The sequence below is a fragment of the Ferrovibrio sp. GW821-FHT12B10 genome (genome assembly GCF_058807515.1).
In genome coordinates, this window is record NZ_JBXAQT010000001.1 from 1682968 (window position 1) to 1697064 (window position 14097).

Sequence of the window (14097 nt, forward strand, 5' to 3'; positions counted from 1 at the left end):
CCTTAATGGGCTGCCGAAGCGGCGCGGGTGGACACCAGGCCACCACTGCCCGGTGCCCATCCGCTGTCGACGGGAGCAATGGTCACGAAGGTCAGGTCGGTATCCGCCAGCCAGAAGTCGCGCTGGGCTTCAAGAGCCATGCTGACATCGGCGATCTGCTCACGGGCATCGGCCAGAAGCTCGAAGGTGCTAATCAGCATGCCGTTGTAGCGCAGCACCATTTCTTCGCTGGCCTTCTGCCGCAGCGGAATGACCTCATACTGGTAATGCCGCGACAGGTCGTAGGCGGCGCGATAGGTCAGATAGGTTTCCCGCGCGGCCGAGCGCGCTTGGACGGCCGTGTCGGCGAGGCGGTTGACCGCCTGCAGGTAGGTGTGTTCGGCACGGGTGGCCTTGGCGTCACCGAAATCGAAGAGCGGCACTTCGAGTGACACGTCATAGCCCTTCTGGTCCGGCTTCGCCGTCTCGCTGTTGCGCTGATATCCAACCTCCAGAACGTTGATGAAGCGGGTCGCAGTCGTGAGGTTGTAGGCTTTTCGCGTTCCGTCGAGGCTGGCCTTGGCCATCTGGACGTCGAGGCGTTCGGAGATGGCCTTGGCCTCGATATTCTCGATGGCACGTGGTGCGGATGGCACATCGGGCAGGCGATCTGGCAACTGGAATCCCGCATCACGACCCCACAGACCCATGAGACGGGTCAGGCGCTCGCGCGCCGCCACGGCCAGCACGCGACTTTTCGCCAGCCGCGCCGTCGCATCGGCGTAGAATATCTGCTCGCGCAGATAGCCCAATGCGCTGGTATTGCCGACCTGCTTCATGCGGCGTGCAAGTTCAGCCTGCGTCTCGGCGGCGTCCCGTATCTGGCCAACATACTTGGCTGTCTGCTCGGCGGCGACGGCCTCGTACCACGCCTTCTTGGTCTGCGCCGCCAGCACAAGGATTTCGGTCGCTGTGCGCAGTTTGGTCTGCTCGAATCGCCGGTCCTCGATGCTGGCGATCAATGGCAGGAGCAACACGCTGAATGCATCGATGGTGATGCCACGCTCTATCTCTGTTTCGCCTCCCCGGCGCAGGCGGGCGAAACTGATTCCCGGATTGGCGGGGCGCCATGACGCCGTCAGATCGGCCGCCCCGATGCCGAGTTCGGCGAAGCTGCCCTGCAGACGGCGATTGTTCAGCAGCGCCACCTGAACGGCGTCATCGGCCGTCAGCGATTTGGCCAGCAGCCGATCCAGCGTCTCGCGCACCGACCGCTCATCGTCATCGCTTTTGATCCAAGCCGGTTTCTGGCCAATGCGCTGTTCGGCGGTCTGGGCAACATCGTTGAAGGCCCGGTCGGCGACCGGACCCGCACAAGCTGTCGTGACCGTCACAAGAGCCAGCATTACCGGCCGAAGCATGCTCCGTCTGATCCCGCCAGCCATCACTTGTGCCCTCCATGGCCCATAGGAGAACCATGAGGGGCTGATTTCGGCGATGGCATCGCGCCCTGCTGCTGTCCGTCCGGCATGTCTTTCACCGCGCCGGCATGCCCCCCGGCATCACGCACGGCATCATTGGCCAGCCGCCAGTCGATCTTTTCGTCAAAGGCCGCTTTGCGATAACCCGCGAAGACCGACTGATAGTCAGGCGTGGGGATAGCGACAGCGGGGTCGGCGGGATGGGGGCGTGTATCAGCGGCCTGCGCCGGTGCGGTCGCTGTTGCGATGGCCGCGCTTAGCAGCGCAATGGCTGCGATGTGAAACTTCGAAAGCATGGAACAAACCTCGCCACGTTGTGCAATACGAATGCGCCGCGACTGATGGTTGTGTCAGCGGTCGCAGTTATCTTGCAGGTCAGGCGCGTGGAGGTTCGCTCGGCAGGGTGGGAGTGACGCTGGTCAGCGGCAGGAAGGTCCCCGACCGGTAGTCATGATACCGGCTCAGGGCCACGAAGGACGGTGGCGCAGTCAGCAGGACGCTGACCAACGAGCAGCTTTTGCACAACAGGCAACCCTGCTCGCATAGGCCGGATGGGGCATCGGGCTTTTCATCGGCGGCCATGGCTCCGCCGCAGTCGTGCTCGGCGGCCTGCATCCCATCCGTGCCGTATTCCATGTCATGGATCGCGGAGTCCATCATCGGCATGGCCACACTGTGCGCCACCGAAGCGACTGTCGTTGCGAACAACAGGCCGAGCATTGCCACAGCCACGCCGATACGGCGCAGCTTCGAGGAACGATACGGACGAACCCTGGTCATGGAGGCAGATTAGGGGCTTCCCATGTAGGAAGGTCAAGGGCGGTTGCCAACCATTCCGACACTTCAGTGACTTGGCCATGGCCCAAGGCGTCTCTCCGGGGTGCCGTCGACCTGATGCAGACCCTGATCACTGCGTTGAACGGGACGCCCAAGGGCGGCTGACCGGCCTCAGCCGGCAGGCAGAAAGCGCCGCCGTTCCTCGCGGAATCGCTTGCCGAGAAAATCGCGGCAGGTTGCGATCCGGCGCACCGCTGCACCCTGCAAAAAGCCGCTGGAGCGGCCTGCGGTTCCATGATTAAAACGTGGCGTCCGCCGTCTTTCAGGACGCCACGTCTCCCTCCGTCATACCGCCATGATGCATCGTCGCGACTTCCTGTTTGGCACTGCCGCCGCATCGGTGGCGGCGCTGCTGTCGCGCGGTGGCGTTGCCGCCGATGATCCTTGGGGCGCGGCGCAGAGCTATCCATCGGGCTGGGGGCCGGGCACGCGGCCGAGCTGGTCTCTGCATAAGGAGTATCGCGTCGGCAATTATTCCGGCGGCTACGAAACGATGTTTCCGCTGCACCGGGTCAGCGCCGGCAGCGCGACGGCATATTTAAGCCCCGAGCCACGCGACGACCTGCGTTTCGGCAATGGCCGCAGCGTGGATGACTACATGCGCAGCTGGCCGGTCACCGGACTGCTGATCGCGCGCCACGGCCGCATCCTGGTCGAGCGTTACGGCTTCGCGCGCCGGGCCGAGATGCGCTTCACCAGCTGGTCGATGGCGAAATCCGTCACCTCGCTGCTGCTCGGCATCTGCCTCGACCAGGGATTGATCGCATCGCTGGACGATCCGGCCGAGGCCTATGTCGAGATGCTGAAGGGCAGCCTGCATGGCGGCACGTCCCTGCGCAACCTGGCCAACATGTCGAGCGGCGCGCAGATCCTGCACGACCGCGACAACCCCACCATTTACCCGCAGGCCTTCGTCACGCGCGGCGCCAATCTGGAACCGGTGGTGCGCGGCTGGAACACACGGCAGGAAGCCGCCGGCCAGCGCTTCAATTACAACGAGCTCTGCCCGCTGACCATCGGCATGGTGATCCGCCAGGTGACGGGCAAGACGATGGCCGCCTTCTGCGCCGAACAGCTCTGGCAACCGCTGGGCGCGGAGCTGGATGCGACATGGCTGACCGATTCCCAGCATCATGAATTCAATTGCATCGGCTTTGGCGCGCGCCTGCGCGACTGGGCGCGGCTGGGTCAGATGGTGGCGCAGGGCGGCGCGATGGGTGGGCGGCAGATCGTCAGCCGCGCCTGGATCGACGAATGCTCGCGCTGGACCGCGAAAGACGAGCAGGTCCGGTATGGCCGGGCCGGGACATACACAGGCTACAAATGCTTTTTCTGGCACCCGCGCGCCGACGGCTCATGGATGATGATGCTGGGCCATCATGGCCAGGTGGTGCTGGTCGACCGCCGCACGCAGACCGTCCTGGTGCGCACGGCGGTGGATAACGAAGTCCCCTGGCGCACCGATCTCTACGCGCTGTTCGAGGCCGCGACGAAGCTGGGCTGACGCCGCCCTAGATTTCCACCCGCGCCTTCGGGCGGATGTCGCGCTTCTGCGCGGCGATGCGGAAGGGCGCATTGGGCGCGCCATAGCCGCCATAGCGGCGACGCTGCACGATTTCAAAGAAGAAGCCCTCGCCGTAATTCGGGCTGTAAATCTGGAAATACTCGCCGTCAGCGTCGCGATCATACAGGATGTTATCGCCGCGCAGGCGATCCAGCAGATCAGACTCCAGCCCGAAGCGCGCCTCGATGTCATCGTAATAGTTGGGTGAGATGGAGAGCGGGCGGAAGCCGTTCCGCTTCATCGCCGCCACGGTGGCGAAGATGTCGTCGCTGCGGAAGGCCAGATGCTGTACGGCCGAGCCGAAGCTTTCGGCGATGAAATGGCCAGCCAGCGTGCGGCGGTTCTCGGCGCCGTTTAGCGTGATGCGTAAACTGCCGTTCTCATTCTCGATCACCTGACTGCGCACCAGACCGGCCGGGTCGACGATGTCGACCATCGGCGTTTTCCGGGCCGCGAAGATCGAGGTATAGAACAGAATCCAGGTCAGCATCTCCTCGTAGTTCATGGTCTGCGCCACATGGTCGATGGCGATGAGGCCGGCATCCTGCACGGCGCCATCATCGCCGACCGGCTCGAAATCGATCTCCCAGAGCCGCGCCAGATCGCTTTTCGCGTCGATGAAATGCATGACGCCGCCGCCGACGCCGCGGATGGCGGGGATGCTGAGTTCGCCGGGGCCGACCGCCTGTTCAAAAGGTTCGGCGCCCAAGGCGCGGGCGCGCGCCACCGTGGCGGCAGCGTCGTCCACGCGCAGGCCGATGTCGCAGACCGTGGTTCCATGCATCAGATAGGCGGCGTGGGCAAAGCCCTCGCGTTCGGTGTTGATCAGCAGGTTGATGCGGCCCTGACGCCAGAGCGTGACGTCCTTGGTCCGGTGCCTTGCCGCCTTGCGGAATCCGAACATGCGGAACAGGCCGGCCAGCTCGGCTGCCTCGTGTTCATTGGCGGCGAATTCCAGGAATTCGACGCCGTCGCTCGCGATGCGATCCGGGATATCGGGCACGACGATCCTGGTGCCCGGCTCCTCGCGACGCACGCGGTCCATCAGGTTGACCAGCGAGCGCTTGCCATCGACGGCGATGGCCTTGGGCGAGCCGCCGCGGAATTGGTCGTTGAAAATTTCCAGCGACAGCACATCGTCATAGCCGGTGGCCGCCACCGCACGCATGAAATCCACCACCGGCAGATCGCCCTGGCCCGGCATGTTGCGGTAATGCCGGCTCCAGTGCAGCAGCTCCATCTCGATCAGCGGCGCATCGGCGAGCTGCACGATGAAGATCTTGTCTTTCGGGATGGCGCGGATCGAGGAAACGTCGATCTTGCGCGCCAGCGTGTGGAAGCTGTCCAGAATCAGCCCGATATTGGGATGGTCGGCGCGGCGCACGATCTCCCAGGCATCGCGGTGGTCATTGATATGCCGGCCCCAGGCGAGCGCCTCGTAGCCGACGCGCAGGCCGCGTTTCGCCGCGCGCTCCCCCAGTGCGCGGAAATCATCGGCGGCGCGGTCGATGCCACCCAGGGACACCGGTGAGACATTGGAGCAGATCAGCATCAGGTCGGTGCCGAGTTCCTGCATGATGTCGAACTTGCGCTCGACGCGGTCGAAAGTCCGGCTGCGCTGCGGCTCTGGCATGCCCTCGAAATCGCGGAATGGCTGGAACAGCGTGATCTGCAGACCGGCATCGCGCACGATGCGGCCAACCTCGCGCGGGCTGCCGTCGAAGGCGAGGAAATCATTCTCGAAAATCTCGACGCCATCGAAGCCGGCGGCGGCAATGGCCTGCAGTTTCTCGACCAGCGTGCCGCTGATCGTCACCGTGGCGATGGAGGTTTTCATGGTATGGCGCCTTCCGAGCTTCCGGTCTGGGAAATGAGCGAACCAGTTAGTACATTGTAGAACCGCAAGGAGAAAGGGTCAAATTACGGTCTAAACGCCCGGGAATCGGGCCGGTTCGGTCAGGCGGGGGATTTCAGGACGTTGCGCAGCACCATGTCGACCACGCGGCCGCGCAATGCGGCGAGCGCCTTTTTCGAGGCCAGGTCGACGCGGAAAATCTGCGAGAAAGTCGCGCGGTTCGAGACATTGAAAAAGCAGAGCGCGCTGATCTCCCAGTGCAGGTCGATGGCGCTAAGCCCCTTGCGGAACACGCCCTCCTGCAGGCCGCGCTGGTAGATGCGCTCCAGCTCGCCAATCGCCGAGACATTCAGTTCCTGAATGGTCTTCGAGCGGCCGAGATATTCGCCGTGATGGATATTCTCGATCATCACCAGGCGGATGAAAGCCTCGTGGGAATTGTGATGATCGAAGGTGAATTCGACCAGCTTGCGCAGCGCATCCGTGGGCCGCAGATGCTCGAGATCGAGCTGCGCCTCCGTGGTGCGCACACGGCGATAGGCGTCTTCCAGCACCGCCAGATACAGGCCGTTCTTGTCGCCGAAATAGTAATAGATCATCCGCTTGCTGGAGCCGGTCTTGGCGGCGATCTCGTCCACGCGCGCGCCCGACAGGCCGTTCTGCGCAAATTCCCGCGTCGCGACCTCGATGATGTCCTGCCGCGTCGCCTCGGGGCTGCGCGCCTTCGCCCCGGCCGTCTTGCGGGCGGATGGGGCGCTGGCGGATTTCGTGCGGCCGGATCTGCCGGGGCCGGATTTGGTGGAGACTGTCATCGCGTCGGGGCTTCTCGCAGGCGCCTGGTTCGTGATCGGGCTGGTGACCGATGCAGCATACGCCCTCGGATCGCCGTGTTGCAAATACCTAAGGCAGCAGAAACAAACAGATTTTCCAGACTCCGGTGATCGCGCCAAGCCTGCGTGTTTGACTATACTAACTGTTTCGTACATTGTGCGGCGAAGAGATTTCGGGAGGAACCGTGCATCCAAAGCACGACACATGCGAGGACCTGCTGCGCGCGGTCGTCGCGGCGCATCCGGCGATGTCAGGGGCGACGGCTACGCCGCCGCTGCTGGTCGGCCTGATCGGCCGCGGCATCCAGCAGTCCCGTACGCCCATGATGCATGAGCGCGAGGCCGCGCGGTTGGGCCTGCGCTGCGCCTATGTACTGGCCGATTTCGACCATATGGGGCTGCCCGCCGAAGCCCTGCCGCAGATACTGGCGGCCGGCGCGGCGCTGGGCTTCCAGGGCTTCAACGTCACCCATCCGTTCAAGCAGCAGATCATCCCGCTGCTCGGCACGCTGTCGCCCGAATCTGCCGCCATCGGCGCTGTGAACACCGTGGTGTATGGCACTGACGGCCGCACCACGGGGCATAACACCGACAGCTGGGGTTTTGCCGAGAGCTTCCGCACCGGGCTGGCCAATGTGCCGTTGCGCCAAGTGGTGCAGTTCGGCGCCGGTGGCGCCGGCGCGGCGGTGGCCCACACCCTGATGCAGGCCGGCGTCGAGTATCTCGATATCATCGACAACGATCATGCGCGCGCCCATGCCCTGGCCAACCGGATGCGCAAGGACTGGGGCGAGCGGGTGCGCGCCACCGATAAAGTGGCGGAAACGCTGGCCTGGGCTGATGGCGTGGTCAACACCACGCCGGTCGGCATGGCGAAATACCCCGGCATGCCGTTCCCGGCCGAACGCCTGCGGCCCAGCCACTGGGTCGCCGAGATCATCTATTTCCCGGAAGAGACGGAATTGCTGCGCGTGGCGCGTACCCTGGGCTGCCGGACGCTGGCCGGCACCGGCATGGCGATCGGCCAGGCAGTCCGCGCCTTCGAGCTGTTCACCGGACGCAAGTCCGACATGGCATCCATGGCCACGCATTTCGAGGCCGCCGCATAAGGATTGAAAGCAGTCGCGTACCCATCAAGCATCTTGGTGTAAAAACATCCATCGGGAGGAAATAAAAATGAAAACGCATACCACACGTCGCCGCTTCCTGGCTGGCACCGGCCTGGCCGCCGCAGCCATGGGCCTTCCGGCCTTGACCTCTTCGGCCCTGGCGCAGGCCAAGCCGAAGCTGCGCTTCTCGGCTGTCTTCTCGGAGCAGGATATCCGCGCCGAGATGATGAAGAAATTCGCCGACGGCATCGCCAATGACTTCACGTTCGAGGGCTATTACGGCGGCAACCTGTTCAAGCAGGGCACCGAGCTGGTGGCGATCCAGCGCAGCAACCTGGAAATGGGCAACATCGCGCCGCAGGACATTTCCAAGCAGATTCCGGCCTGGTCGATCCTGACCGCCGCCTATCTGTTCCGCGATGCCGATCATCTTGCCAAATTCTTTGCCAGCCCGGCCGGCGCCGAAATGAAGAAGCTGGCCGACGACCAGCTTGGCATCCATATCCTCGGCCCGACCTATTTCGGTGCACGCCAGGTCGGCCTGAAGCCGAACAAGAAGATCAACACCCCCGCCGACATGGCCGGCATCAAGCTGCGCATGCCGCCGGGCGAGGCCTGGCAGTTCCTGGGTGAATCGATCGGCGCCAACCCGACCGCGATGGCCTATGCCGAGGTCTATACCGGCCTGCAGACCGGCGCGATCGACGGCCAGGACAATCCGCTGCCCAACGTCGAGAACATGAAGTTCTACGAGGTGATGTCGCAGATCGTGCTGACCTCGCATCTCGTCGGCTTCGACCTGCTCACCGTGTCGAGCAAGACCTGGAAGGGCATGTCCGCCGATCAGCAGAAGCGCTTCCAGGCGGCGGCCGATTCCGCCATCGACTTCTCGGCCAAGAAGCATCAGGCCCGCGAGAAGGAACTGCTCGACCTGTTCAAGAGCAAGGGCCTGAACATCTACGAGCCTGACCAGGCCGCGTTCCGCAAGTTCGCCCAGCAGAAATACCTGGCCTCGGATCTGGCCAAGGACTGGCCGAAGGGCATGGTCGAGAAGATCAACGCGCTCTGATGACCGATGGCGGGAGCCCGCAAGGACTCCCGCCACAGCCTTCACGTACAACTGCCATAACGGGGGATCCGTGCAGCAGGCCTTCACATTCTGGGGCGGATGGCTCTACCGCCGCGGCGAGAATATCCTGGCGGCGATGATGACGGTGATGTTCGCCGTCTTCATCCTGCAGATCGTCTTTCGTTATCTGCTCAATCTGCCGATCGGCTGGACCAACGAGGTCAGCGTGGTGCTGTGGGTCTGGCTGGTGCTCTTCGGCGCCGCCTTCGTGATCCGCGAGGAAGAGGAAATCCGCTTCGACCTGATCTACAGCGCGGTCGGCCCGGGCGCGCGACGCATCATGATGCTGGTCGCGACCGCATCGCTGATCGCCCTCTATGGCGTTTCCTTCCCGGCCACGGTCGACTACGTGACCTTCATGAAGGTGGAAAAAGCCGCCTATCTGAAAATCCGCATGGACTGGCTCTTCTCCATCTACATCATCTTCGTGGTGGCGGTGCTGATCCGGTATCTCTGGCTGTTCTGGCAGGCCATGCGCCATGGCGCCCCACAGGACATCGATCCAACAAAAGTGGCATCCGGCGTATGAACTTCGCGAGCCCGTTTTCCATCTCCATCGTCGTGATGACGGCGCTGGCTTTCTTCGGCCTGCCAATCGGCCATGCCATGATCGCCGGTTCGATCCTGTACCTGCTGATGGCCGGCCTCGACATGGGCACGGCCGCCGAGCAACTGCTCAACGGCATGTACAGCAACTATATCATCCTGGCCGTGCCGCTGTTCATCCTGGCCGCCGAGCTGATGAATATCGGTTCGATGACCGAGCGCCTGCTGCGTTTCTGCGACGCCATCGTCGGCCGTTTCCGCGGCGGCCTGGCCCAGGTGAACGTGCTGCAGAGCATCATCTTCGCCGGCATGTCCGGCTCGGCCATCGCCGATGCGGCCGGCACCGGCAAGATGATGCAGAACATGATGACCGCCAACGGCAAGTACCGCGCCAGCTATGCGGCGGCGCTGACCGCCGTGACCGCCGTCATCGGCCCGATCATTCCGCCCTCGATTCCGATGATCCTCTATGCGCTGGTCTCCGATGCATCGATCGGCTACCTGTTCCTCGGCGGCGTGATTCCCGGCCTGCTGATGGCCGGGGCGCAGATGCTGATCGTCGCCTGGGGCGCGCGGCGCGAGAACTTCCCGGTCGAGCCGCCGACGCCGCTGCGTGAACTGCCGGGCATCACCTGGCGGGCCTTCCCCAGCCTGATGATGCCGGTGGTTCTGCTGGGCGGCATCTACAGCGGCATCACCACGCCGACAGAGGCCGCCGCCGTGGCCGCCGCCTATGCGCTGATCATTTCCGTGCTGTTGTATCGCAGTGTCAGCCTGCGCGACTTCTACAGATCGGTATTGTCCAGTGCGCGCACCTCGGCCTCGATCGGCATGCTGATCGCCGGCGCGCTGGTGTTCAACTATGTCGTCACCGTCGAGAATATCCCCGAGGGCATCAAACTGCTGCTCGCGGGCTGGGAGCTGTCGCCCATCGGCTTCCTGATCCTGGTCAACATCCTGCTGCTTCTGCTGGGCTGCCTGCTGGAAGGCACGACCATCCTGCTGGTCGTCATTCCGGTGCTGATCCCGACCGCCCAGGCGCTGGGGATCGACATGGTGCATTTCGGCGTCATGGTGGTGGTCAACATAATGCTCGGCCTGATCACGCCACCCTACGGGCTGCTGCTGTTCGTGATGACGCGCATCGCCGAAGTGCCGATCCGCGACATCGTGAAGGACTCGCTGCCCTTCCTCTGGGCGATGATCGCCTCGCTGGCGCTGATCACCTTCTTCCCCGAGCTCGTCCTCTGGCTGCCGCGCCAGATGGGATATCAGGGCTGATCAAAGGACATCCCATGGCCAAGCCCAAGCCGATCCTCATCCTCAATGGCCCCAACCTCAACATGCTGGGCATCCGCGAGCCGCATATCTATGGCACGACCACACTGGATGAGGTCCGGCAGAGCTGCGAGGCCTTTGCCAGGTCCGCCGGCGCAGCGGTGGATTTCCGGCAGTCAAACCATGAAGGCGTATTGGTCGATGCCATCCAGGAGGCGCGGAACACCGCCGATGCCATCATCTTCAACCCAGCCGGCTATTCCTTTACCTCCGTCGCGCTCTTCGATGCGCTGAAGACCTTCGAGGGTCCGATCATCGAGGTGCATATCTCGAACATTCATGCCCGCGACGAAATGCACCGGCATTCCAAGCTGTCGGCCGCCGCCAAGGCGGTGATCTGTGGCCTTGGCCCTTACGGCTACATCGTCGCCCTGCAGGCAACCCTGCAGATTCTCGGCAGGCTGCCGGCCAAGTTCCAGCTCCAGTAGCCGGGGCCGTCATGCAGGGCGATGGCTTCCTGGCGATCTGGAGCGATGTCGAAGCGGCGCAGGAAACCGACTACCTGCACTGGCTCACCCGCGAGCACACATCCGAACGGATGGGCGTCGAGGGTTTCATTGCCGTGCGGGTGTTCCGGGCCGTAAGCACCCAGGTCAACCGCTTCCTGATCATCTACGAGCTGGGGACGCCGGCCGTCCTGTCGGGGCAATCGTATCTGGACCGGCTGAATGCGCCGACGCCGTGGTCACAGCGCATCATGCCGATCCTGCAGAATTTCGTGCGCGGCGGCGGCCGACGCGTGCGGTCCGAAGGCATCGGCTGCGGCGGCTACCTGGCCGCGCTGCCATCCATCGGAAAGACCCTGGATGACGACAGCGTCCTGTCCGGCCTGATCGCGCAGGATCGCATCGCCGCCGTCCATCTCCTGGAAACCGACCGGGAAAAGACATCGATCCAGACCAGCGAGAAAAACCTACGGCCCAAGGACCAGTCCTTCGACCGCCTGCTGCTGGTCGAGGGCCTGGACCAGGCCGCGATCCGGCAGGCCCTGTCCCGGTTCCCGTCTGTTTTGCCGGACGGCACCGTCGTCGGCGAGCTGCCGCTTTACGCCCTGATGTTCGCGCTCGATGGGCGTGATTGATTAGCGCGGTCATGAAAAAATGGCCGCGCGCCAGCCGGTAGCCAACGCGCGGCCCAGTCACCCAGCGGAGGCGATCAGATGATCGGCACGACCTGCGCCCGGGCATGGGCGACCGTGTCGATCTGGTAGTTGAAGTCGGTGTTCATGTTGCCCAGCACCGTGGCCAGGTTATGGCCCTGGGCCTCGTCAATGATGGCGACGCCGGCATTGGGATCGTAGAGATAGATCGGCCCGCCGCCCGCCGGCCGCGCGGCGGCGATGCAATGCGACCCGCCGTTGCAGACGAAGAAGATCAGCACCAGCTTGGGCTTGGTGGTCGACGTCACCAGGCCGGCCTTGATCAACGCGGCCAGGGCGGCGATGTCGCCCTTGGTCTCGTCGGTCGGCGCCAGCTTCTTCACGTGGCGGGCGTTGCGCGAGCCGAGCTCGACCACGTCGCTGGCCGTGCCGTACCACTCGCCGGACCAGAAGTGATCGATCAGCCCGATCTGCTGCTGCGCGATCTGCCGGAAGTAGTAGATGTTTTCCCGCTGCATGGCACGCCAGACCAGATTGGGCGCGGTGTCCGGCGCCTGGGTGCAGCGGATCGCCCAGTTCACGCTGAGCATGAAGCAGAAGCCGCCGCGATATTTCGGCGCGTTGACCTTGTCGTTGTTGAGCACGTCGATCTGCGCGATGAGATCGGACTGCCGGCCGCGATCGGCCGGATCGATATAAGTGTTGAACGGCATGGTTTCGTCTCCCGTGTTGCGATGCCGGACCTGCCGGCGTTCAGCCGAAGCCTGCGGCTCCGGATTCCGATGTCACGGCGTCTGCGCCAGCAGCAGCCATTTGCCGCGCGTCAGGAAATCGGCGCGGTCAGCCAGACCGTTCAGGCCGCCGTTGATGCGGCGCGTGATGCCGTTCAGGTCGTCCTTGTCGGCCAGATCGTTCAGCTCGTGCTTGCTCCAGAACCAGCCGGCGACATCGACCGCCAAGCCCGGATCGGTGGCGACCACCGTGGGATCGCCATTCACCAGGTCACGGCCGATGGCGCTGCCATAGTCGCGGTAGTTGTTACGCCCGGTGAGCTGGATCAGGCCGCGGCCCTTGAAGCGCGGCCCGTCGCCCGGCTGGGTGTTGCCCAGATCGGCGCGGTTTTCATAGGCATTGCCGCTGGCAATCTCCTGGGCATAGGTGAGGCAGCCGCTCTCATGCGCGATCTGCGCCAGAAAATGCACCATGCGCAGCGGCGTGGTGATCTGGTGACGGTCGAGCGCGGCGAGGATGGCGTCGAAATAGGTGTCGATGCGGCCGCCGAGCGCGTTGATCATGATCAGCCACAGCTTCTGCTTCACCAGGCTGGGCGGCAGGCCGCGCCGCAGCTCGGTCAGGATCTCGTCACCGGCGGTGACCGGCGTATCGGAACGCGCGCCGATGGCGGTGCAGAAGGTGCTGAGCGCTGTGCGGCTGGCTGGCCCCCAGCCGCCGTCGACCGCAAGGTCGGTTTTCAGGCCGCAGCGGTCGCGGTTCATATTCATCAGCAGCTGCAGCGACTTCACATCGTTTGCGGTGTTGACGCCGCCATTGCCGACGGAATTCTTGATGCACATGATCAGGTATCCTCGCGGTGCAGGCACAGCCGGTCCCGCTGGCGGCGGGCAGGCCCGTGCCATGACTCGGCTTGTGCAATGGATCGATAGCGGCGGCGGCAAAGCCGCCCGCCGCCGGTGCTTTCAGTTGGGCTTGCCGCTGGGCTTCAGCGTCACGGCCTTGTTCAGCGATGCTTCAGTGCTGTCGAGTTCAAGCTCGAAACCGGCGCTGACCTCGCGGACATTCATGCGCCGTCCGGCCAGTGTCACGCAGCGGCCGAGGCCTGCGCCCAGGAAGGCATAGGCCTGCGTGTTCCGGTACTCACCGGAATATTCAATATCGAGCCCGCAGGTCCATGGACTATGGAAACGGATCGTGCCGGCTTTCCGGCCGATGGTCGGCTCCTTGTCCAGGGTCAGCGTGAAGGGTACCGGACCGCGGTCTTCGATCGTGCCGGTGTACGCACCGACGGGTTCCGCCGGGCTGGCGGGGGCCGCCGCTGTCAGCAATCCGGCGAGCAGCAGAGGGAATGAGAAATTGGTCATGGCGCTCTCTCTCCTTTGTCGGTGTCGGAATGGGCGGCTACAGCACCAGCAGCATCACGGATTCGACCAGCGCGCGCGCGAGTTCGGGATGGGCCAGGCCGAGGATCGCGCAGCCGGTGAGCAGAAGCACCGCGATGACGATCTGGATGATCCGGCCCTTGGTGAGCATCACGCCCTCTTCGGGCGCCTTGGTGATGTTGTGCAACATGGAAGCCTCCTTTTGCGAAAGAA

16 protein-coding genes are annotated in these 14097 nt (G+C 63.9%); 7 read left to right on the forward strand and 9 right to left on the reverse strand.

The genetic code is table 11. From position 1 onward, the window contains the following. Window positions 1-2 precede the first annotated feature (2 nt). The 3 genes from AC1RRT_RS08495 to AC1RRT_RS08505 form a co-directional block, all read right to left on the reverse strand. Window positions 3-1400 (reverse strand): TolC family protein, encoded by a 1398-nt coding sequence (locus tag AC1RRT_RS08495; protein WP_493013351.1) that lies wholly within the window; start codon window positions 1398-1400, stop codon window positions 3-5. Between the two features lie 23 nt (window positions 1401-1423). After that, on the reverse strand, window positions 1424-1756 hold the full coding sequence (locus tag AC1RRT_RS08500) for a hypothetical protein (RefSeq protein ID WP_493013352.1): 333 nt from the start codon (window positions 1754-1756) through the stop codon (window positions 1424-1426). Between the two features lie 79 nt (window positions 1757-1835). Then, on the reverse strand, window positions 1836-2240 hold the full coding sequence (locus tag AC1RRT_RS08505) for a hypothetical protein (protein WP_493013353.1): 405 nt from the start codon (window positions 2238-2240) through the stop codon (window positions 1836-1838). A 352-nt stretch (window positions 2241-2592) separates the two neighbouring features. On the opposite strand from AC1RRT_RS08505, the gene AC1RRT_RS08510 reads away from it, so the two are divergent. Further along, a complete protein-coding gene (locus AC1RRT_RS08510; protein ID WP_493013354.1) occupies window positions 2593-3801 on the forward strand; it encodes a serine hydrolase domain-containing protein in 1209 nt (402 codons plus the stop codon). A gap of 7 nt (window positions 3802-3808) precedes the next feature. On the opposite strand, the gene AC1RRT_RS08515 is transcribed toward AC1RRT_RS08510, so the two are convergent. After that, on the reverse strand, window positions 3809-5698 hold the full coding sequence (locus AC1RRT_RS08515) for a bifunctional sugar phosphate isomerase/epimerase/4-hydroxyphenylpyruvate dioxygenase family protein (RefSeq protein ID WP_493013355.1): 1890 nt from the start codon (window positions 5696-5698) through the stop codon (window positions 3809-3811). A 119-nt stretch (window positions 5699-5817) separates the two neighbouring features. Beyond that, window positions 5818-6528 carry a TetR family transcriptional regulator gene (locus AC1RRT_RS08520; RefSeq protein ID WP_493013356.1) on the reverse strand — a complete coding sequence of 237 codons (711 nt, stop codon included), beginning with the start codon at window positions 6526-6528 and terminating at the stop codon, window positions 5818-5820. 203 nt (window positions 6529-6731) lie between these two features. Between AC1RRT_RS08520 and AC1RRT_RS08525 the strand changes: the two genes are divergently transcribed. From AC1RRT_RS08525 to AC1RRT_RS08550, 6 genes are all read left to right on the forward strand, one after another. Further along, window positions 6732-7655 (forward strand): shikimate dehydrogenase, encoded by a 924-nt coding sequence (locus tag AC1RRT_RS08525; RefSeq protein ID WP_493013357.1) that lies wholly within the window; start codon window positions 6732-6734, stop codon window positions 7653-7655. A 67-nt stretch (window positions 7656-7722) separates the two neighbouring features. Then, a complete protein-coding gene (gene dctP, locus AC1RRT_RS08530) occupies window positions 7723-8724 on the forward strand; it encodes a TRAP transporter substrate-binding protein DctP (protein WP_493013358.1) in 1002 nt (333 codons plus the stop codon). Window positions 8725-8794: 70 nt separating this feature from the next. Next, window positions 8795-9313, forward strand: a complete 519-nt coding sequence (locus AC1RRT_RS08535) for a TRAP transporter small permease (RefSeq protein WP_493013359.1) — start codon at window positions 8795-8797, stop codon at window positions 9311-9313. After that, entirely contained in the window at window positions 9310-10611 is a 1302-nt protein-coding gene (locus AC1RRT_RS08540; RefSeq protein WP_493013361.1) for a TRAP transporter large permease, read from the forward strand. The genes AC1RRT_RS08535 and AC1RRT_RS08540 overlap by 4 nt, the downstream gene beginning before the upstream one ends. Before the next feature lie 14 nt (window positions 10612-10625). Further along, window positions 10626-11096 (forward strand): type II 3-dehydroquinate dehydratase, encoded by a 471-nt coding sequence (gene aroQ / locus AC1RRT_RS08545; RefSeq protein WP_493013362.1) that lies wholly within the window; start codon window positions 10626-10628, stop codon window positions 11094-11096. An 11-nt stretch (window positions 11097-11107) separates the two neighbouring features. Continuing rightward, a complete protein-coding gene (locus tag AC1RRT_RS08550) occupies window positions 11108-11749 on the forward strand; it encodes a hypothetical protein (protein ID WP_493013363.1) in 642 nt (213 codons plus the stop codon). A 74-nt stretch (window positions 11750-11823) separates the two neighbouring features. Here AC1RRT_RS08550 and AC1RRT_RS08555 read toward each other — a convergent pair whose 3' ends face one another. The 4 genes from AC1RRT_RS08555 to AC1RRT_RS08570 all read right to left on the reverse strand — a co-directional run bounded on the left by AC1RRT_RS08555 (window position 11824) and on the right by AC1RRT_RS08570 (window position 14074). Further along, window positions 11824-12480 (reverse strand): hypothetical protein, encoded by a 657-nt coding sequence (locus tag AC1RRT_RS08555; protein WP_493013364.1) that lies wholly within the window; start codon window positions 12478-12480, stop codon window positions 11824-11826. Window positions 12481-12552: 72 nt separating this feature from the next. Continuing rightward, window positions 12553-13341 (reverse strand): glycoside hydrolase family 19 protein, encoded by a 789-nt coding sequence (locus AC1RRT_RS08560; protein WP_493013365.1) that lies wholly within the window; start codon window positions 13339-13341, stop codon window positions 12553-12555. Between the two features lie 123 nt (window positions 13342-13464). Then, complete coding sequence (locus AC1RRT_RS08565) at window positions 13465-13866, reverse strand: hypothetical protein (RefSeq protein ID WP_493013366.1); 402 nt, start codon at window positions 13864-13866, stop codon at window positions 13465-13467. Between the two features lie 37 nt (window positions 13867-13903). Then, window positions 13904-14074, reverse strand: coding sequence for a hypothetical protein (locus tag AC1RRT_RS08570; RefSeq protein ID WP_493013367.1), 171 nt, complete (start codon window positions 14072-14074; stop codon window positions 13904-13906). Between the last annotated feature and the right edge of the window lie 23 nt (window positions 14075-14097).